Below are 19587 nucleotides of genomic sequence, written 5' to 3'. Positions count from 1 at the left end.
GCTGGATCAGACGGCTTCCGGTGCGGGAATGTCCCGCAGGCTTCGATCGATGGAGATGAGAAGGATGATGACCAGACCGAGGAAGACGGCGGCGACCGGTCCGGTATAAATCGGCGCGTCTCCCCGGATGGAGTTCGTGATATGCGCCAGCGCATTGCACAGACTGCCGACCATGATCAGCTTGAGAATCACCCGCCGGGCGCGGAGCGATTCGACGAAGGCACTGCCGATGAGAGCCAGACCCGTAAAGATGCTCAGGACGGCGATCAGAACGGCCGGTCCGGCACCCGGAAGCGGATCGACGATCAGATCAAAAAAATCCGGCGTGACCAGAAGGACCAGGCCGCCAGCCACATGGAGGATCCCGTAGACAATAAAGAAGGGCTTGTAGAGTCGCTGCATGAAGGAAGTCGGGGCAGATGATTGCATTCAGTCATGCCCGGAACCGCGAAGACTGCAAGGTCTCAGTGATTCACGGTCGTTCCGGCTCGGAGTCTGCGGCCCGGATCATCGCCTCCAGACTCATCTCGACGTCCGCGTCCGTGGTCATCCAGGAGCAGATGCTGATGCGCATGGCATGCCGTCCCTGCCAATCCGTTCCGCCGCACCAGCAGGTGCCGTCCTTCTGGATACGCTCGATGATCCGGTCGGTCCGTTCCGGGCTTCCGAAAGAAACCAGCACCTGGTTCAGGACGACGTCGTTGAGTATCTCGAAACCGGCCTCGGACAGACCTTCGGCAAACCGAGTGGCATGACGGCAGCAACGCTCGATCATCTCAGCCACTCCTTTGCGGCCCAGGTGGCGGATGGCCGCCCAGGCATCGACCCCGCGGGCCCGTCTCGAGAGTTCGGGAGTGAAGTTGGCGGGAAACCGCTTCTCGCCGGGCGGAGGAAGGTATTCGGCCGTGATGGCGAGGGCTGTCCCCATCGCCTCGGCGTCCCGGACGAAGGCGAATCCGCTGTCGAAGGGAAGATTCAGCCACTTGTGGCCGTCGGTCGCCCAGGAGTCCGCCCTCTCCATGCCTGCGGTCAGGTGGCTTCGCGTCGGGGTGGCCGCCGCCCAGAGGCCGAAGGCTCCGTCCACATGCACCCAGCCGCCCGACCGGTGGACGCGATCGGCAATCTCGCCGATCGGATCAAAGGCCCCCGTGTTGATATTGCCGGCCTGAGTGCAGACAATGGCCGGGCCGTCCAGGTTGGGCAACCGGTCGGGAATCATCCGGCCCTGACCGTCGACCGGGCAGCGGATCAGGCGATTGCGCCCGAAACCCAGCATGGTGAGCGACTTCATCACGGATGGATGGAATTCCCTGCCCACCACCACCTTGATCTCCGGAGCACCACAGAGTCCTTCCTCCTCCACGTTCCAGCCCGCCCGTTTCAGTACGGAATGTCGGGCCGCGGCCAATGCGGTGAAGTTTGCCACGGTCGCGCCCGTGACGAAACCAACGGCAGACTCCATGGGCAGATGCAGGAGTTCAAGCAGCCACTTGAGCGCCACCTGCTCGGGAACCGACGTCGCGGCCGTCAGGTAACTGCCGGTATTCTGATCCCAGGCGGTGGCCAGCCAGTTGGCGGCCACCGAGACCGGCAGGGCTCCTCCAATCACAAATCCGAAGAACCGCGGACCCGCCATGGCAATGGTGGCCGGTGTTCCCAGGGCGTGCAATGTCCGGATGACTTCCTCCGGATCGGTGCCGTCCTCCGGCAGAGGTCCGTCGAAAGCCGTTGTCGCGGCGACGGCCTGCTCGGAGGGTGCCACCGGCCGGCTGGTGAGTGATTCCATATAGCCGGTGGCCATCTCGGCCGTCATTCTAAAGAGGTCGTTCATGGATTCGGATCAGCTGATTGAGTGCCGCCATCGTCTGGCGGGATTCCCTAAAGCGCAAGCCGGAGAAACCGAGGTTCAGGATGTGAACGCGCCGGTTCAAGGAATCGCGGATTCGAGGATCTCCCAAGCCCGCTTCAGGTAGTAGCGATAGGCTTCCAGCGGCGTCCCGTTCGGTATCCGGTGATCGAGACCCAGCACGCACCCACCCGACCGGATCATCGGGGGAAGCTTGTAGTTGAGCTCGGCGTCAATGGCTGCATGGCCCTTGCGGATGACATGCTTGTCCAGCCCTCCGTAGAATGACAGGCGGTTGCCGAATTTCTCCCGGACTTTCACGATGTCCATGTTCGCCGCCGGTTCCATCGGGTGCATGCAGTTCACCCCGGCCTCCAGGAAGACCTCGATGACCGGATTCATGTCGCCGTCGCTGTCTTGATCGAAGAGACGGGTTCCGCGCTCGCTGAGCATGCTCCAGATCCTGCGGTAATAGGGCAGGATGAATTCCCTCACCTGAACCGGCCCGGCCAACGGACCGGATTTTCCCGCCATATCCTCGTGCACATGAAGCACGTCGATGGTCACCTTCGAAGAGATCCGGTCGAGGACCCGCCGGGCACAATCCCCGATTGTATCCAGGATGTCATGGATCAGCTCGGGCTGCTCGTAATAGGCCAGGCAGAGTTCCTCTTCGCCCATCAGCTCCCGGATCTCGTCAAACCCTCCCGGGATGCCCGCCGAGACCACGGCATCCTCCGCCCGGGCGGCCCGGGCCACCGCCTCCCAGTTTGTCTGCATGCGGTCTTCAGAAAACTGATACCAGGGTTTGATCCTGAGCCAGTCGTCCATCGTCTTGACCGGGAAATCCAACGGCAGCGCCAGAGTGGCCGTGGCTTTCGGCAATTGCATGGTCCGGCCCAGGTCGTCGCGATAAAGTCGATACTCGTCATTGTCCTCAAGTACTTCGACCGGATGTCCGCCCATGCGCCCGGTCATGTGGGGGAGAAAGACCTGCTTCTCACAGCGATAGGCAAAGGCGGAAAAGTCGAGTTCCTCCGGCGTCGCCCCCTGTTCCTCCCACTCTTCCTTCAGACCGATGAGGGGGCCGAAGGGCTCGGTGAAGAGCGGACGCTTGTTCGACACAAAGGTCATGTGATCGAGGTATTCCTGCCGTCCGACACAGGGCCGGCGGTTGATCGCCAGGTCTTCGTGGCGCGTCCATTTCAGTTTGCGGGTCATGATGAGGGGTCTGAGGTTTGGCTTTCGCGAGAATACGCGGACGTTTATGTGGGTTCCGGTTGATGCTTTCGGAAGGATATCCTCACAGAGACACGGAGGCACAAAGGAAAAGAATGAAGAAGCTGAGACTCAGGATCCAGCTCACGATCATGGCCCTTCGTCACCTCTTTTACCTTGGCAGTGAGACTCATCCCAGGGAATTGATCAGGATTACAATCCTCTTTCTGCCTCTGTGCCTCCCTGAGACAACCCTCCAGAACACCCGCCCCATAGTGCCTCTCTCTTTACCCCGCGTCTCTGCGTCTCTGCGCGAGAATCCTCATCTTCCGTCCTCCACCTTCGGGAAGCACCGCTTCACTCAGTAAACACATTCGGCGCAGGCCTCGGCGAAAGCCTGAAGATTCGCGGGGGCACCGTGAAAGAAATGATCGGAGGGACAGCAGATATAGCCGGCGTGATCCCGGGTGGCCTCGAAGAGTTCCCTGACCTGCCGCCGGGCCACCGCCGGAGTTCCGTGTTCGAAACCGGTATTCTGGTCGAAACCGCCGATGAAAAACAGTCTGTCGCCCACCTGCTGAGAGGCTTTGCGCAAGTCGCAGTTTCCGCCCATCGAGGGCGGAGTCATCGTCTCCAGTCCATCCGCCCCGGTCTCCACCACCAGATCCAGCATCTCCATCAGGCCGCCGCAGAGATGGTAGACCACCTTGACCCCGATCTCATGGAATACCTTGATCTGTCTCTGGTCGTAGGGCAGGCAGAATTCCCTGAAGAAATTGGGGCTGATCACCGTGCTGGATCCGGCCCCGCCACCCAACTCGACCATGTCGGCACGCGTCCCCGCCCACAGGCGCGTCACCCGCAGCGTCCGCTCAAGGATCGACTCCAGCGCATGATGGAGAAAATCGGGTTCATCCATACCCAGCAGGATGGCTTCTTCGGTTCCGTAGAGCGTACAAAAACTCTGCCACGGGCTGCCCTGCCCCGGGCTGTAGGGATGGGAACGAATAATGCCGCGATCCCCCATCCGCTCGCTGGCGGCATTGACCGCGGATAGATCGACTCCGCCGGGTTCCGGATGGTGCTTTTCCCAGATGGAGAAATCTGCGGGCGATTTGATCAGGTACTCGGTCGTCCAGGGGGTGATCGGATTGCTTGCGCCGGCATGATGCAGGTCGCCGTCGGGCGTATGGATGGTCTCCTCCCAACATGAATTGCCATCGCGATCCAAACCGAGATCTCGGTGCTCGATCCGCCAATTTTCATGCGGTTCATAGACATAGGTGGGGGACACATAAACGGCCCCATCCAGACCGAAGCGGTCATTGGCCTCCCACCAGTCCATCCCCCCCAGGTAGGTGTCCAGGTAATACTGCATCCAGCCGTGAACCTGGCAGGGGAGCCGGTCCGGACGCCCGTTGGAAAGAGCGGTGAGCATGCGTTCGCGGGAAGTCATGGTGATCCTGTTCACCACCGATCATGAGCCGCCCCGATACCTGACGCAATCACCACGTCGGATTGAAGATCGAAATCGTCGTTCCGACCCCCTCCCCCGCGCCGGCCGGCTGCCGACTAAAAAAGACAACGGACAAAAAGAGACGGACCCCAATAGCCGTATTCGGCCTTCCCGGTGAATCTCTCTTTCTTCGCCTTGAGCGATAGATTGTGTTAGTTCATGCCCGCGCCGAACCCCCAATGCTCGGCGAACTCGTAAACGATGTCGGCGCGGGTCGAGATCAGGCTGCCCGAGTAATTGTCATAGGTCAGGGCAAAATAATCACCCCGCAGGCGCAGGGCCCACTTCTCGCTCATTCGGATGCCCCAATAGAGTCCCAACGTTGGCAGGGGAACAAGGGGAAGTTCCACATCCGCCGCCACGGAGCCCTCCTGGCCGCCGCCCGAAACCGCCAGGCCAATACCTGAGGAGAATCGTGTCAGGTGAAATCCGAGCGATACGGCCAGCTCGGATTCCTTGCTCGTCCTCACGACGTAAGCTGCCGAAATCCGCGATGCCTCGAAATTCAGGAATGAATTGACCCGGACACCCACCGGGAAGGTCTCCCCGTCCTCGCCCGGGGGCCAGTGGATCTCCTTCTCGAGGATTTTCGAATTGCTGCGGTCCAAGTTGATGTAGTCGATCTGAAACAGCCAGCTCTTCGAGGCCCGCCATGACCCCTGGATCATCGGGAGTGCCTTCCGGTCGGAATAATCCAGGTCATTTTCAAAGTCGACGCCGGTTCCCGTCTGGCCATCATTGGAATCGAGGCGAATCTCCGTCGAGAGTGCCGGCCAGAACCCACCCAGTTCGATCTCGCTGCCGAAGATGTACTCGGAGGTGGAAACGGTGACCTGCCCCGAAGCCGGTCCGCTGAGGACCAGGAGCAGGCCCATGAGTGCCGGAGCGGGACGAGTGAGGCTGGATTTCATGGTTCTGGTAAAAATGACGTGAGCATCGGCAGATAACAATCCGATACCCGGGATGTCGCCCTTGGATCTTCAGCAAGGGCAAAGGCCGGGAAATCGTTCCTTCAAGTTGCCTCCCGGGTCCCTTTGGATCCGATTCCCGGTCTGCTCGGACTATCAGGTCGCCGGGTTCTTGTTCCGCCGACCGACAAACCTGAGGATGGCAAAGGTCAGACCGGCCAGGTAGATCCCCATCAGCAGCAGGACCACCAGCACCTTGTTGAAGGCATCCGCAATCAGACGTTCCCGAAGATCCTCGGTTCCCTCAAGGACGGTCTTGCGCTCGCGGGCGAACATCGCCTCGATTGCCATCAGCTCCCTGCGGAGATCCATGGTCACGGCGAGCCGCTGAGCTTCCACCTCGGCCAGGATGAGGGCACGCTCACGGGAAAGTTGATCCATGACGGCAATCCGCTCTTCCCGGAGCGTCGTCAATGCCCTCGCCATTTCATCCTGCACGGTCTCGAGGACAATTGCCCGCTCGGATGCGACCACCTCCGGAATGCTCTCGACGACCTCCAGGGTGGCAACGGATTGGTCCAGCAGCGCGGGAACCCGCTGGAGGCTTTCCTCGAAACGATAGGCATCAACCAAGTTCATGGTAAAAAGCTCGGCCTCCCAGCGCGCCTGCTTGGGCAGTTGATCGCTGAAGGTATCCAATTTCCGGTTCAGGTCGTCCACCGAAGTCACCATGTTGTCCACCACCTCGCTCAGGGAAAGACCGATGGCCAGGCTGATCTCGGTGACCTGGTTGGTGACCGATTCCCGTGAGGCGATTGAAACCGTAATCGGGTTGTCGGTCGCCCATTGCCGCAGAACGCCCACAGATTTTTGATCAACCTCACCGGAGGCCAGGTTCTCCACCAGGTCCTCGATGGTCGTGTTCATCTCCGCAGCAGCGGCGAAAGCGATCGGCGAAAGATCTCCGAAAACCTCGGCTCCCGGACCGGTCCGGAAGTAATCCATCAGCTGAAAGCTGAGCGCCCAGGTATCGAGCAGGGCAATTGCCGGTGCCGGCCTGTAGAGAGTCTCCCGGATGGCGGGCACCACCTCGGTCTTCATCCGGACGGCCGCGCGCCGGACTTCCGGGTCATCCGTTGCGTCGTAGATGGTGTCTGCAGCCTCGATCATCACTCCGGTCAGGGGCTTGACCATCACCCGCATCCGGACCCGCAACTGCTCGGCATTGACCCGCAGGCCAGGGACGTTTTCAGCCTTCTTGTTGGGTCCGAGCAGCACCGTACTGCAGCCGGCCAGAAGGGCCGTCAGGCAGAGGGCAACCCCGGGGATGACCAGATCCAACCGTCTCTTCATGTCAGGCGAGTCAGGAATTGTCCGCCACCGGGGAGTCTTCTTCAGCCACCGGTCTCGTCGCCTTGCTTGATCCCGACATCTTCTCCACCAGAAGCTGCACCACATAATAGAGCATGGGCACCGCCACCAGGCTGACTACGGTAGCCACCATCATGCCGGCAAAGACGGTCGTTCCGATGATCTTGCGGGACTCCGCGCCCGCACCGGAAGCGATGAGCAACGGGATGACACCAAGAATGAAGGAGAGCGCGGTCATGAGGACCGCCCGAAAACGAAGCTTTGCCGCGCTCAGTGCGGCCTCGAAGGTCGACATTCCGGATTCCCGCTCCGCCTTGGCGAATTCGGAGATGAGAATGGCGCTCTTGGTCGACAACCCGATCAAAAGAACAATGCCGACCTGGGCGTAAACATCGTTGGCGTAGCCGCGCGCCACCAGTCCGATAACCGCACCCAACAGGGCGGTTGGCACGGCCAGGCAGACCGAGATGGGAATGCTCCAACTTTCATACTGAGCGGCCAGCACCAGGTAAACCAAGACCACGGCGATGAGGAAAATCACGGTGGTTCCGCCGCTGGCGGCCGCTTCCTGATAGGACAGCTCCGTCCAGGCCAGCCCCATGCTGGAGGGCAGCTTTTGACGCCCCATGTCCTCGACGATCTCCATGGCCTGACCCGAACTGTAGCCGGGCGCTGCGTTGCCCATGATCTTGGCGGAGGGATAGAGGTTGAATCGCTTGACCACCTGCGGGCCGAGGATCTCATCGACCTTGACCACGGCACCCAGCGGGACCATGTCACCCGCCCTGTTTTTCAGTTCGTACTGGAGGATCTGGTCGGTTTCGCCACGGAATCGAGGGTCCGCCTGTGCCTTGACCTTGTAGACTCGGTTGAAGAGGGTGACGTCATTGATGTAGGCCGATCCCAGAAATGTCTGCATGGCCCCGAAGACGCTCGACATGGGGATGTTCTTGGCCAGGACCTGATCCCGGTCTATATCGACGAATAGCTGCGGTGCCCGTGCGCTGAAGGTCGTGTTGAGTCCGGTCAATCCCGCCTGGGCATTGCCGTCCACGACGAATTCGTCGGCCACCTGTTGCAGGTTGTTGAGATCCCCGCCGCCACGCTGTTGGAGTTGCGCGGAAAAACCGCCGGACAGGCCCAAGCCGGGCAGCGACGGAGAGGCAAAGGCGAAGGACAGCCCCTCCTGTAGTTTCCTGAGTTCCCTGTTCAGATTGGCAATGATGGCTGACTGGCTGGCGTTCGCCCCGCGTTCGCTCCAATCCTCGAAGATGACATAGCAGAACCCCGCGTTGGGAACAACGGCTCCATCGAGGAGCGAATACCCGGTGATCGCCAGATTGTAACGCACCCCTTCGGTCTTCGCCACAACCGCTTCGACCTGCTCAACAAAGGCACGGGTCCGTTCCTGGGATGAAGCGTCGGGCAACTGAACCGCCACGATACAGTAGCCTTCGTCCTCCTGCGGGACAAACCCGCCCGGAAGCCGCACGAACCCCCAGCCGGCCGCGATGACCAGCGCAACAAAGACAACGACACCAAGGGAAAAACGTTTGAGCACCGTGGTGACGGCCGCACCGAGAACTCCCGTCCCCGCGTCCATCATCCGGTTGAATCCCCTGGCCCAGGCAGGAAGTGGCTTGCCCGACGAGGGACGCAGAAGCACGCCGCAAAGAGCCGGACTGAGAGTCAGCGCGTTGATGGAACTGAAGACGGTGGCCACCGCGATCGTCACGGCAAACTGTTGAAAGAGGATACCGGTGATGCCACCCATGAAGGCGGTCGGAACGAAGACCGCCAGAAGCACCAGGGTCGTGGCGATGACAGGCCCGGTCACTTCATTCATGGCGCGCCGTGCCGCTTCCTTGGAATCCTTGGCTCCCTTGGCCAGATGGGTGGTGCAGTTCTCCACCACGACGATGGCATCATCGACCACGATGCCGATGACGAGAATCAGGCCGAAAAGAGTGAACTGATTGAGCGAAAAGCCGAGCGCCGCAAGAACCGCGAAGGTTCCAATGAGCGAGACAGGAATGGTCATGGCCGGGATCAAGGTCGCCCGGAAATTCTGCAGGAAGAGGAACACCGTGAGAACGACCAGAACCAGGGTGATCATCAACGTGACCAGCATCTCGTCCAGCGATGCCTCAATCACGATGGTGTTGTCGAATGCGATGTCGTAAGTGATTCCGGCGGGGAAGGCCTCGCTCAACTCGGCCAGCTTCGCCTTGACGCCGTCCGCCACGGCAAGGGCATTGGCCCCGGGTATCTGGTAGACGGACAGGGCCGCGCAGGGCCGGCCGTTGAATCTGGCCGAGAACAGGTAGGTGTCCGAACCCAATTGGACAGTGGCAACGTCCCGCAGACGGATCATTTGCCCGTCTTCGCCGGTGCGAATGACGATCCGTCCGAATTCGTCGGTATCCTGCAAGCGACCCTTGACGTTGATCACATACTGGTAGGCCTGACCTGCGGGAACCGGTGGTTCGCCGATCTGCCCGGCTGCGACCTGCTGGTTCTGTTCCCGGACGGCGTTCATCACTTCGTCGGTTGAGACCGAAGCCGCCTGCATGCGCTGGGGGTCCAGCCAGATGCGGATGGAAAACTCGCCCACTCCGAATGCCGACACCTTGCCCACGCCATTGACCCGGGCGATCTCGTCCTTGACCGACTGATTCAGGTAGTTGGAGAGAAAGAAATCGTCCCGCGTGCCATCGGGACTCGAGAAGGCAATGAAGAGATTGGCGCTGGACATCTGCTTCTCGACCTTCACCCCCATACGGCGGGCTTCCTCCGGCAACTTGGGCGTGGCCGCCGAGACGCGGTTCTGGACGAGCACATTGGCCATATCGAGGTCCGTTCCGGTCTCGAAGGTGACGGTAAGGGACATGGAACCGTCATTCGCGCTGACGCTTTCCATGTAAATCATGCCCTCGACCCCGTTGACCTCCTGTTCGATCGGGGTGGCCACCGTCTGCGCCACCGTCTGCGCGTCCGCCCCGGGGTAAACCGTATTGACCACCACTGTCGGCGGCGCAATGTCCGGATACCGGTCGATCGGCAGCGAGAAAATGGAGAAACCGCCGACGAGTAGAATCACCAGCGAAATGACGCCGGCGAAGATGGGTCGCTTGATGAAGAAGTGAGTGAACATTGTCCGGCTCAGTTCTCCACTCTATCCGGTGCCCGGGTCGTGGCGGACACGGTTATGCCGGGACGGGCCCGCTGCAGTCCGTTGACCACCACCCTCTCGTCCCCGTTCAGACCCGATTTGATGACGCGGTCGTATCCAACCTTCGGGCCCAGTTCGACATAACGCGCCTCCACCGTGCCTTGATGGTCGACGACCAGGACATAGGATCCCCCGATGTCGCGCTGTATTGATAAATCCGGTACAAGGAGGGCGTCTTCGACCGTCTCGGGGATGAGCACCTTGCCATAAAGTCCGGGCAGGAGCGCACCGTGCGGATTGGGGAAAACGGCCCGGATGGCCACGGTCCCGGTGGCCGCATCCGCCCGGTTGTCCACATAATCGATTCGCCCGGATTCGCCGTAACGCGAGCCGTCGGCCAGCTCCAGATCAACCGGGGGCGCGTTCCGCAGGTCGGTCCGATCGATCAGGGCGAGCTTCTCAAGCGCGGGGACGAGCACCCGCTCACTCAAATTGAAATAGACGTAGATGGGATCCTGCACCACGAGCGTGGCCAGAAGGGTGGCTTGGCCTCCGCCGACCAGATTGCCCTCGCTGACCAGCCTGCGGCCGATGCGCCCCGTGGCCGGGGCAAAGTTCTCGGTATAGGAAAGATTGATACGGGCCCGCGTGAGGTCGGCTTCTGCGCCCAGCATGGCGGCCTCGGCCGAATCCAGGTTTGCCTTGGCCGTGAGGACATCGATCTCGGAAACCGCCTTGGTTTCAAACGCCTGGACCCGGCGATCGTAATTGGTCTGGGCAATATCCCGGGCCGCTATGGCCGAAGAGAGATTCGCCTCGCCTGCTTTCACCGCCGCCTCATAGGGTTCCGGTTCGATGAGGAACAACCGGTCACCCTCCCTGACAATCTGTCCGTCCACGAAATCAACCGAACGCAGGTAGCCGGAAACGCGGGCCCGGATCTCGATCGTGTCCCTGGCTTCAGCCCGACCCGGAACCTCGGAATAGACGGTGACGTCACGTTGGTCCGGCAGAGCGACCGTGACTTCGGGTGGCGGCGGTTGCACGAAGGTGTTTTTGGGGCTGCAGCCTGCCAGCCCCAGGAGGCAGGTGGTGAGGATCAGTGGTCGGGTTGCGATGCTTTTCACGGTCTGAAATCCGGGGTTGGAGCGGTTGTTCACGGCTGAATGGTGGGCTGAGGCGCATCCTGCCAACCGCCGCCCACGGCGCGGAAGATGTCGATCATGCGGAGGGCTATCTCACCTTCGCTGGAAGCCTGGGCATTCTGTTGCTGAAACAGATCCCGCTCCATGTTGAGGACGTTCTGGAAATCGGTGAGACCCGATTTGTAGAGGGTCTGGGTCTGGTCGACCGAAACCGCGGCCGCTTCGACCGCCCGTTTCAGGATCGCATGGCGCTCCTTTTCCTGGACATAAGCGGCCATGGCGGTCTCGGTCTCTCCCACCGCCTGCAGGACGGTCCGCTCATAGGCGACCAGTGCAAGCCGGGTGCGGGCCTCCTCCGCCCGGACCTGATTCCGAATGCGCCCTCCACTGAAGATGTTCCACCGGATCTGGGGGCCGAAACCGTAGGCCTGACTGGCCCCGTCGAACAGATTGTCATAATCGAACGACTCAAGGCGAAGGTCACCGACCAGGAGAAACCGGGGATACCATTCCGAAGTGGCCACGCCGATCTGCGCATTCTGGGCGGCCACCCGCCGCTCGGCTCTTCGGATATCCGGCCTCTGCCGCAGGAGATCGGCCGGAATCCCCGTGAAGACCGGTGCTTCAGCCATTGGGATTGTCGCTGACGAACCGACCTGCTGCCGGATTCCGCCGGGCATCTCTCCGACCAGCACGGAAAGCGAATTGAGCAATTCTTCCTGTCTGGAATAGAGCGCCGGAAGGGTGGCCTCAGTGATGGCAAGATTCAACTCGGCCCGTCGTACATCCAGGTCGGCCGCCAGACCCGAGTTGAAGCGATCGATGGTCAATTGATAGGTCGAACGCTGCGAACGGACGTTGTTTTCTGTCAGAAGGATCTGCTTCTGCGTGGTGCGCAGCCCCACGTAGGAACCCGCCACCCGCGACTGGATCAGTACGAGAATGTCACGATAGTCCTCAAGAGACGCGTCGAGAGATGCCGAAGCGGATTCCACGCTGCGACGAACCCGACCCCAGACGTCCGCTTCCCAGACGGCATTGGCGCCGATCGTGTAATAGTCGTACTCGGGGTCCGTCCCGGGCGGCAATGGAGTCGTCGACTCACTTGCCCGCGACGCCAGTGCCGAGGCGTCGGCGGCAACGCTCCCATAATAGGCCGACGCCGCCACTCCCCGCAGGGCCAACGCTTCCTCAAGCCGCAGGGCAGCCGACCTCAGATCCGGATTGTTCTGTCGGGCCTGTTCGATCAGACCGGTGAGGATCGGGTCGTTGAACCGCTCCCACCAGCGGTCGATATTGGTGGGTCCTGGCTCAAGTCCCTTTGAGACTTCCTGCTGCCAGGCATCCGGCATGGCCACCACGGGTGCCTCAAAATCCGGACCCACCGAAAGGCATCCCCCGGCCGTCAGGATCACCGCAGTCGCACCGAGGCGCAATAATCGGCCAAGGATCCACCGGGCCGGGATTTGCAGATGGTAAGTCGAGGTCACGTTGCGTTTAGGGCCACGGGGTTCAACTGAACCTATCCCGTTGAACGAAAACTCGATGGGTCTCCGCCGTCAACTTTATCTTGCCAGGTCCCCAGCCGATCAACGGCCCCGCCTTTTCATCGCCCACCCGACCCCGCTATTTCACCAATCCGTATTCCCGCAGGCGTTTTTTCAGAGTTGTCCGGGTGATTCCCAAAACCTTGGCCGCTTTGGCCTGGTTCTGGCCGCTGTCCGCAAAGACCCGCGTAATCAATTCCCTTTCCACTTTCTGAAGCAGGCCATCCGCACCATCATCTTTCAACCGACTAAAGACCGCATCCATCAGGGAGGCCAGGTCCATCGTATCGGAAAGGGATTCGGGAGCTTCCTCGGTTGGGGTTGCCGGCACAGGGGCCGCTTCCGTGGCGGCTTCCGCGGGCGCCCCCGACTCGACCGGCACCGGTCTGGGCGCCGGATTCCTGGCCTGGGCCTGCGATGCGGACAGGACCACTTCTTCCGGCAGATCCTTGATCAGGATGGCATCGCCCTGGGCAATGACCGCACTGCGATAAATGACATTCTCCAGCTCGCGGACATTTCCCGGCCAACGGTGACCGCAAAGAATACCCAGGGCCTCCGGCGAGACCTTCCGCACCTTGGTCTTTCGACTCTTTTCCAGCATCTGGAGCATGTAGTCGACGATGGCCGGGATGTCCTCGGTCCGCTCCCTCAGGGCCGGAACCCGCACCCGGACGACGTTGAGACGGTAGTAAAGGTCTTCCCGGAAGGTCTTGGCTTCGACCATCTCTTCCAGGTTCTTGTTCGTCGCCGCGATGATGCGCACATCCACCTTGATCGTCTGGGTGCCTCCGACCCGCTGAATCTCGCCTTCCTGGAGGACCCTCAGGATCTTCGTCTGGGTGGCAAGGGCCATGTCGCCGATCTCATCCAGGAAGATGGTGCCCCGGTCGCATTGCTCGAACTTGCCGATCCGCTGGTTGGTCGCCCCGGTGAAGGAGCCCTTTTCATGTCCGAAGAGCTCGCTCTCGATCAGGTTGTCCGGAATGGCCGCACAGTTGACCGCCACAAACTCGGATCGGTTGCGGTGACTGTGCTGCCAGACGCAGCGGGCAATCAGCTCCTTGCCCGTCCCGCTTTCGCCCGAAATCAGGACAGTGACGTCGCTTGCCGCCACCTGACCGATGACCTTGAAGACTTCCTGCATCGCAGGCGAGTTTCCGACCAGTCCTTCCTTGTAGTCGTCGCTGTTGACCCGGCTTTCGTAGTCCCGGGCACTGTGCATGTCCTCGACCGCCCGGATGGCGCTCTCGGCCAGGGCGATGACCCGCTCCGGGTCAAAGGGCTTCATGATATAGTCGAACGCCCCATACTTCATCGCTTCGATCGCCGTCTGCGCCGTGCCATAGGCCGTCATCAGGATGACCGGAAGTTTCGGGGCGATCGTCCGGAGGTGCTGGAGGGTCTCGATCCCACTCATCCCGCCCATCCGGATATCCAGAAAGGCAATGGTCGGGGGATCATGTTTGACGCTCTCAAGTCCCTCTTCGCCGCTGGCCGCAGTGACGACGGTGAACCCCCGTGAAGTCAGGACACGATCTAGGGAATAGCGGATCTCCGAATCATCGTCGATGACGAGAATCAAAGCAGTCTTGATTTCTAAAGGCATTTTCAGGTCGCAAACAACCGGGAACGGGTTGAGGAATGCCACACTTGGATCGATATGCTGGACTGGTCAATTAAGTTGTTCCGGGTTTGGGGGATCCGTCTCGAGGTTCACTTCACCTTCCTCATCCTGCTCGCCTACTTCGGCCGGCAGGGCTGGGAGTACGCGGGCCGCACCGGTCTCCTCTGGGGTTGCCTGCTCCTTCTGTCGATATTCACCTGCGTCATCCTGCACGAGCTCGGTCATTCCCTGACCGCCATGCGCTACGGCGTCCGGGTGCACCGTATCCTGCTGCTTCCGATCGGGGGCATGGCCCAGTTTGACCGGATTCCACGGGAACCGGCCAGGGAACTGGCGATCACGGTGGCCGGGCCCGCTGTCAATTTCATCCTCTTCGGCCTGCTCGCCCTCATCCTCGGCGGATTCTCCATCGAACAGGTTTCGGCCTTCCCCCTTTCCCTGCGCCAGCTGGCCTACTCACTCGCCGCCATCAATCTGATCATGGGGGTCTTCAATCTCATCCCGGTCTTCCCAATGGACGGAGGGCGGATCTTTCGGGCCCTCCTCGCGATGAAGACCGATTACCTGTCCGCCACCCGCTGGGCCGGCGCCGTCGGCAAGATCCTCGCCACCGCCGGTGCGGCCGTCGCCCTGCTGGCCTTTGGCAATTTCCTCACCGCCGCCCTGTTCGCCTTCATCTACCTCGGCGGCGATCTGGAATACCGGCACGTGCGCCGCGAGGAGTTCCTGAAGAACGTGCGCATCGGGGACCTCGTCGAACATCCGGCCCTCGTGTTTCCCGCTTCCTCCCCCTATTCGGAAGTCCTGCAGCTCGCCGTTTCCGCCCCCGATGCCGATCTGGTCGCGGTAAGCGGAAACGAGATTGTCGCCGCCATCCGATCATCCGACCGGCCGAAGAATCCGCAATCGTGGACCCAGCAGCGGACCTTCGGACGGTGCGCCCACCGGGTTGCCTTGCCGCTGCAGGCGGATTGGCCTCTCGTCCTGATGGTCCATCAGATCCAGAACGGCTGTGACCGCCTCTTTCCGGTCTACAGGCGGGAACGTTTTCTTGGCCTCCTCGATGCCGACACGGTCGACCGTCAACTGGCCGCACGCTACTTCGCCCGGAGGGACTCTGCGGACCGGGATCCGAAAACCGTCTGAATGCGTATCACAAGCATGTCGACCCAACCCGAGCCGCCCATCATCGAAGCGACTGGTGTGGCCAAATCCTACGGCGACCGGGCGATTCTCCGGGGCATCGACCTGAGCCTGGCCCACGGTGAGCGCCTCGCCCTGACCGGTCCCTCGGGCAGCGGCAAGACCACCCTGCTCAATTGTCTCGGCGGGGTGGACCGGCACGACGGGGGCTCCATCCGCCTCGGAGGCACCGTCCTCGAAAGCCTGACCAATGATCAGCTCGCCGATCTTCGCCGCCGTCGGATCGGTACCGTTTTCCAGTTCTTCCATCTTCTGCCCACCCTGAACGCATTCGAGAATATCGAACTTCCCCTCCAGTTGATCGGAATTGCGGCCGGCGAAAGACGGGAACGGGTCGCCGCCATGATCGAGCGGGTCGGGATCGCCCACCGGTCCGAGGCCACTCCCGACCAGATGAGCGGCGGCGAGATGCAGCGGGTCGCCATCGCCCGGGCTCTCGTCCATCGTCCGACACTGATCCTCGCCGATGAACCGACCGGCAACCTGGACAGCCGCAACGGGGCAATCGTCCTGCGCATGCTTCAGGATCTGACCGAGGAGACCGGGACCGGCCTCCTCCTCGTCACCCACAGTGAGGAAGCTGCCCGGATCTGCCACCGCACCCTCCACCTCGTCGACGGCGCCATCAGCGAGGTCATCCATGGCTGAGGGACGCGGATCTCCGGCCCTGGCCGGCCTGCTCTGGTGGCGTTTCACCTGCCGGCACTGGATCCGGTCGCCCGGGCAGACCGTCCTGCTCGTCCTTATCGTTGCCCTGGGCGTCGCCGTCTATTCCAGCGTCCGCCTCGCCAACCGGGCTGCCGTATCCAGTTTTCAGAACTTCACGGAAACCGTCACCGGCCAGAGCGACTGGATCCTTGAACCCAGGGCGGGCGACCTTGACGAAAATGTTCTTGTGCGGATCCGGACCGCCCTCGGGCCGCTCGCGGTTGACATTATTCCCGTGGTGGAATCCACCGCCGCCTTTCCCCGTTCGCAAAGCGACGGATTTCTTGGTCGAACCTCCCTTCAACTGGTCGGCCTTGATCTGATTGCCGCCGGCAACCTGTTCGACGGCCGGAACCGCCCGCCGCGCTTTTTCGCCCCGGCGGAAGCCCGCCTGCCGGAGCCGGAACAGGCCGGCACAGCCCCCGGGACCGAATCCCCCTCTCCCGATTTCTGGAGTCTCTTCCGGGAATCCGGGCGGGCCTGGCTCAGTCCGGCCCTCGCCCGGCGGGAAAACCTCGCCCCCGGTGATCGATTCGAGCTGGTCATCGCCGACTCGATCCGGTCTGTCACCATGGCAGCCGTCATCCCCGTGGCCGAAGGGTATCCAAAGCCCGATGACAACCTCATCCTCTTTGATCTGCCCGATCTCCAGACCCTGACCGGACGGACCGGCCGCATCGACCGGGTCGAATTCCGGGTCGCTTCCGGCCCCGGACTGGAGGTTCGGCGCGAAACTGTTCGCAAGGCCCTCGTCGATCTGGGCGAGGGACTCTGGAGTGTGGAATCCCCCGCCAATCGCCGCGAGACCGGCGAAATCATGACGCGGGCTTTCCGGATGAACCTTACCGTCCTGTCGCTCATCGCGCTCGCCGTTGGTCTGCTCCTCATCCTCCAGTCCCTCGACGGTGCCGTCGTCCGGCGCCGTCAGGAGATCGCCATCCTGCGATCCCTCGGGGTCACCGGTTCGGCCATCCGCCGTGCCTGGCTGCTCGAGGCACTTTCCATCGGCGCCGTCGGCGGTGTGCTCGGTGCCCTCCTCGGCTGGGCGGGTGCCCAGCTCACCGTCCGCCTCGTCGGTCGCACCGTCGACGCCCTCTACTACGCCACCTCGGTCGATGCCGCCCGCCCGGTTTTCTCCGACCACTTTGTCTCCATCCTCCTGGGTGTGATGGCCGGACTGGTGGCCGGATGGCTTCCCGCAAATGAAGCCACCCGGGTGCCTCCCGCCCAGAGTCTGGGCCGGGGCCACATTCCCTCCGGGCTGCGCTTCTTCAGCCGGACGCCTCTCGGTGGCATCCTTCTCGCGATCGGATTTCTCCTGCTGTGGGTTCCTCCTCTTTCGGACGGCGCCGGCAACCGGTTTCCGCTCGCCGGCTATGCGGCGGCATTTTTCTGGATCCTCGGGGCCGCCATCCTGTCCGGCGCCTTCATCCGGCCGGTCGCCCGGCTCCTGACCCCTCTGGTCCGCGAGAACCTCCGTGCCCGACTCGCCCTCAGTCACCTGACCCGACCCTCCAGCCGGCATCGCCTGGCCACGGCCGGTCTGGTTGTGGCCGTCGGCATGACGGCCGGCATGATCATCCTGATCGGCAGTTTCGAAAAAACCGTGGTGGGCTGGATAGGCCGTAGCCTTCAGGCCGATCTTTACCTGGCCAGTGACGGCGCCCAGAACACCTCGACCAAGAACCGCATCGCTGCCTCCACCTGGCAGGCCATCCTGAATGATCCCGCAGTCGCCGACGGCGATGTCTTCCTCGCCCATCCGATCGTCCTCGAAAACCGGCCCACGCTGCTCGGCGGCTTTGGCTTCGACTTCCTCGATCGCCATCAGGTGCTCCCCTGGATTGTCAGCCCGCGTCGTCCGCGCGATGCGTCCGCCGTTCCCGGCCTCATCAGCGAGAGTTTCAGCGTTCGGTTCGAGGTGGGCGTGGGGGATTTTCTCGAGGTTCCCGGCGGACTCTCCTTTCACCGGGTCGAGGTCGTGGGCCTCTATGCCGACTACGGCAATGAACGAGGAACCGTCCTCGTGGATCGACACATCCTCGCGGAATGGCTGGATGACGACCGCGCCGCCAATATCACGGTCTTTCTGAAGCCCGGAGAGGACCCCGCCGCCGTCCGCGACCGCTGGAGCGGACTCCATCCGGGATTGCGCATCCTCACCCACGGAAATCTCAGGGAGGAGATCCTGCGCATCTTCCGGCAGACCTTCTCCATCACCTACGCGCTTGAATTGATCGGTCTGGTGGTCGCCGTGGCCGGGCTCGGCCTGACCCTCGCCAGCATCCTCATTGATCGACGCGAATCCCTCACCACCCTGCGCGCACTCGGCATGAACCACCGCGAAATCGCCCGCTCCAGCGCATGGGAGGGCTTTGTCCTGGCCATGGTCGGATCAGCCGGCGGATTGATCCTCAGCCTGGGACTGGGTTGGATCCTCATCCACATCATCAACAAACAGACCTTCGGCTGGACCCTCATGTTCAGCACTCCATGGTGGTCCATCGCCGCCCTGACCGCCGCCGTCCTCCTCAGCGCCACCCTGACCGCCCTTGCCGTCGGTCGATGGAGCGCCGCCCTGCCCGCCGATCGCGAGGAATGAGCGTCTTCGGGAGAACCACCCCAATTCCGCGGTTTCCATTTTCACACACCCGTGCGACAACCGAATGGTCCTGCCCTCAAGGTTCGGGAAGCAGCCGTCCGCCGGATTCCATGACCCGGCGATCCACCCCAGTCCGGAGTGTTTGAGTCCAGATCATGAAAATATGCCTTCTCTGCCACGGCAATATCGCCAGAAGCCAGATACTCCACCATTTTCTCGCTGACCATGCCCGAAAGGCATCACTGAGCCTCGACCTGTTTTCCTGCGGCAGCGCGCCCGTCGACGCCTACCCGCATGCCGGGCGCCTTCTTGAAGAAGTGAAACGGGAGTTGAGGCGCAGGGGCCTGAACGGAACCGTGGAACGCCATGTGCTCGATGCCGAGACCCTGCAACACCTCGTGGACTCCGACCTGATTCTGGCGGCAGACCGCGAACGCAGGCAGGATCTGCTTTCCCGATTCGGAGACCGCATTCCTGCAGGCAAAGTCATGCTGTTTTACGAATTCATCGGAGAAGGCCGGCACGACTTCACCGACACCTATGACCCGGAAACAGGAGCGCAGGATCCGGAACGATTCGCCGGCTGCTTTGATGAACTTGAGCGGATCGCGGAGAAGGTCATCGATCGGATCAGCAGAACCGCCTGAAAACCGTGCGGAGTCGCCCGGAGGCGTGCCGCCCGGCCGACCGCGGAATGGACGTAGCCGCGAGGCGGCCTTGCCGG

Annotated in this window: 14 protein-coding genes; 4 read left to right on the top strand and 10 right to left on the bottom strand. The window is 61.9% G+C overall.

Annotated elements, in window-relative coordinates:
* Positions 1-6: 6 nt before the first annotated feature.
* The 10 genes from R3F07_12435 to R3F07_12390 form a co-directional block, all read right to left on the bottom strand.
* Positions 7-429, bottom strand: coding sequence for a hypothetical protein (locus R3F07_12435; GenBank protein ID MEZ5277180.1), 423 nt, complete (start codon positions 427-429; stop codon positions 7-9).
* A gap of 43 nt (positions 430-472) precedes the next feature.
* On the bottom strand, positions 473-1831 hold the full coding sequence (locus R3F07_12430; GenBank protein ID MEZ5277179.1) for a pyridoxal-dependent decarboxylase: 1359 nt from the start codon (positions 1829-1831) through the stop codon (positions 473-475).
* A 96-nt stretch (positions 1832-1927) separates the two neighbouring features.
* Positions 1928-3067 carry a uroporphyrinogen decarboxylase family protein gene (locus R3F07_12425; GenBank protein ID MEZ5277178.1) on the bottom strand — a complete coding sequence of 380 codons (1140 nt, stop codon included), beginning with the start codon at positions 3065-3067 and terminating at the stop codon, positions 1928-1930.
* Positions 3068-3425: 358 nt separating this feature from the next.
* The gene (locus R3F07_12420) at positions 3426-4520 is read right to left on the bottom strand and encodes a uroporphyrinogen decarboxylase family protein (protein ID MEZ5277177.1); all 1095 of its coding nucleotides are present in this window, start codon (positions 4518-4520) and stop codon (positions 3426-3428) included.
* 212 nt (positions 4521-4732) lie between these two features.
* Positions 4733-5491 carry a hypothetical protein gene (locus tag R3F07_12415; GenBank protein MEZ5277176.1) on the bottom strand — a complete coding sequence of 253 codons (759 nt, stop codon included), beginning with the start codon at positions 5489-5491 and terminating at the stop codon, positions 4733-4735.
* Positions 5492-5644: 153 nt separating this feature from the next.
* Positions 5645-6841 carry a hypothetical protein gene (locus R3F07_12410; protein ID MEZ5277175.1) on the bottom strand — a complete coding sequence of 399 codons (1197 nt, stop codon included), beginning with the start codon at positions 6839-6841 and terminating at the stop codon, positions 5645-5647.
* A gap of 10 nt (positions 6842-6851) precedes the next feature.
* Positions 6852-10013, bottom strand: a complete 3162-nt coding sequence (locus tag R3F07_12405; protein MEZ5277174.1) for a multidrug efflux RND transporter permease subunit — start codon at positions 10011-10013, stop codon at positions 6852-6854.
* A gap of 8 nt (positions 10014-10021) precedes the next feature.
* Positions 10022-11158 (bottom strand): efflux RND transporter periplasmic adaptor subunit, encoded by a 1137-nt coding sequence (locus R3F07_12400; GenBank protein ID MEZ5277173.1) that lies wholly within the window; start codon positions 11156-11158, stop codon positions 10022-10024.
* Positions 11159-11187: 29 nt separating this feature from the next.
* Positions 11188-12666, bottom strand: a complete 1479-nt coding sequence (locus tag R3F07_12395; GenBank protein ID MEZ5277172.1) for an efflux transporter outer membrane subunit — start codon at positions 12664-12666, stop codon at positions 11188-11190.
* Between the two features lie 136 nt (positions 12667-12802).
* Positions 12803-14332: a sigma-54 dependent transcriptional regulator gene (locus R3F07_12390; GenBank protein MEZ5277171.1), complete on the bottom strand. Its 1530-nt coding sequence runs from the start codon at positions 14330-14332 to the stop codon at positions 12803-12805.
* A 54-nt stretch (positions 14333-14386) separates the two neighbouring features.
* On the opposite strand from R3F07_12390, the gene R3F07_12385 reads away from it, so the two are divergent.
* The 4 genes from R3F07_12385 (at position 14387) to R3F07_12370 (ending at position 19510) form a co-directional block, all read left to right on the top strand.
* Positions 14387-15496 (top strand): site-2 protease family protein, encoded by a 1110-nt coding sequence (locus tag R3F07_12385; protein MEZ5277170.1) that lies wholly within the window; start codon positions 14387-14389, stop codon positions 15494-15496.
* Entirely contained in the window at positions 15497-16201 is a 705-nt protein-coding gene (locus R3F07_12380) for an ABC transporter ATP-binding protein (protein ID MEZ5277169.1), read from the top strand.
* Positions 16194-18863, top strand: a complete 2670-nt coding sequence (locus tag R3F07_12375; protein MEZ5277168.1) for an FtsX-like permease family protein — start codon at positions 16194-16196, stop codon at positions 18861-18863. The genes R3F07_12380 and R3F07_12375 overlap by 8 nt, the downstream gene beginning before the upstream one ends.
* Positions 18864-19018: 155 nt before the next feature.
* Positions 19019-19510, top strand: coding sequence for a hypothetical protein (locus tag R3F07_12370; GenBank protein ID MEZ5277167.1), 492 nt, complete (start codon positions 19019-19021; stop codon positions 19508-19510).
* The last annotated feature ends 77 nt before the right edge of the window (positions 19511-19587 follow it).

The organism is Opitutaceae bacterium (assembly GCA_041395105.1).
In the GTDB taxonomy this organism is placed as follows: domain Bacteria; phylum Verrucomicrobiota; class Verrucomicrobiia; order Opitutales; family Opitutaceae; genus B12-G4.
The sequence above is the reverse complement of the archived record's forward strand: the minus strand, read 5'-3'. Positions and strand labels throughout refer to the sequence as shown.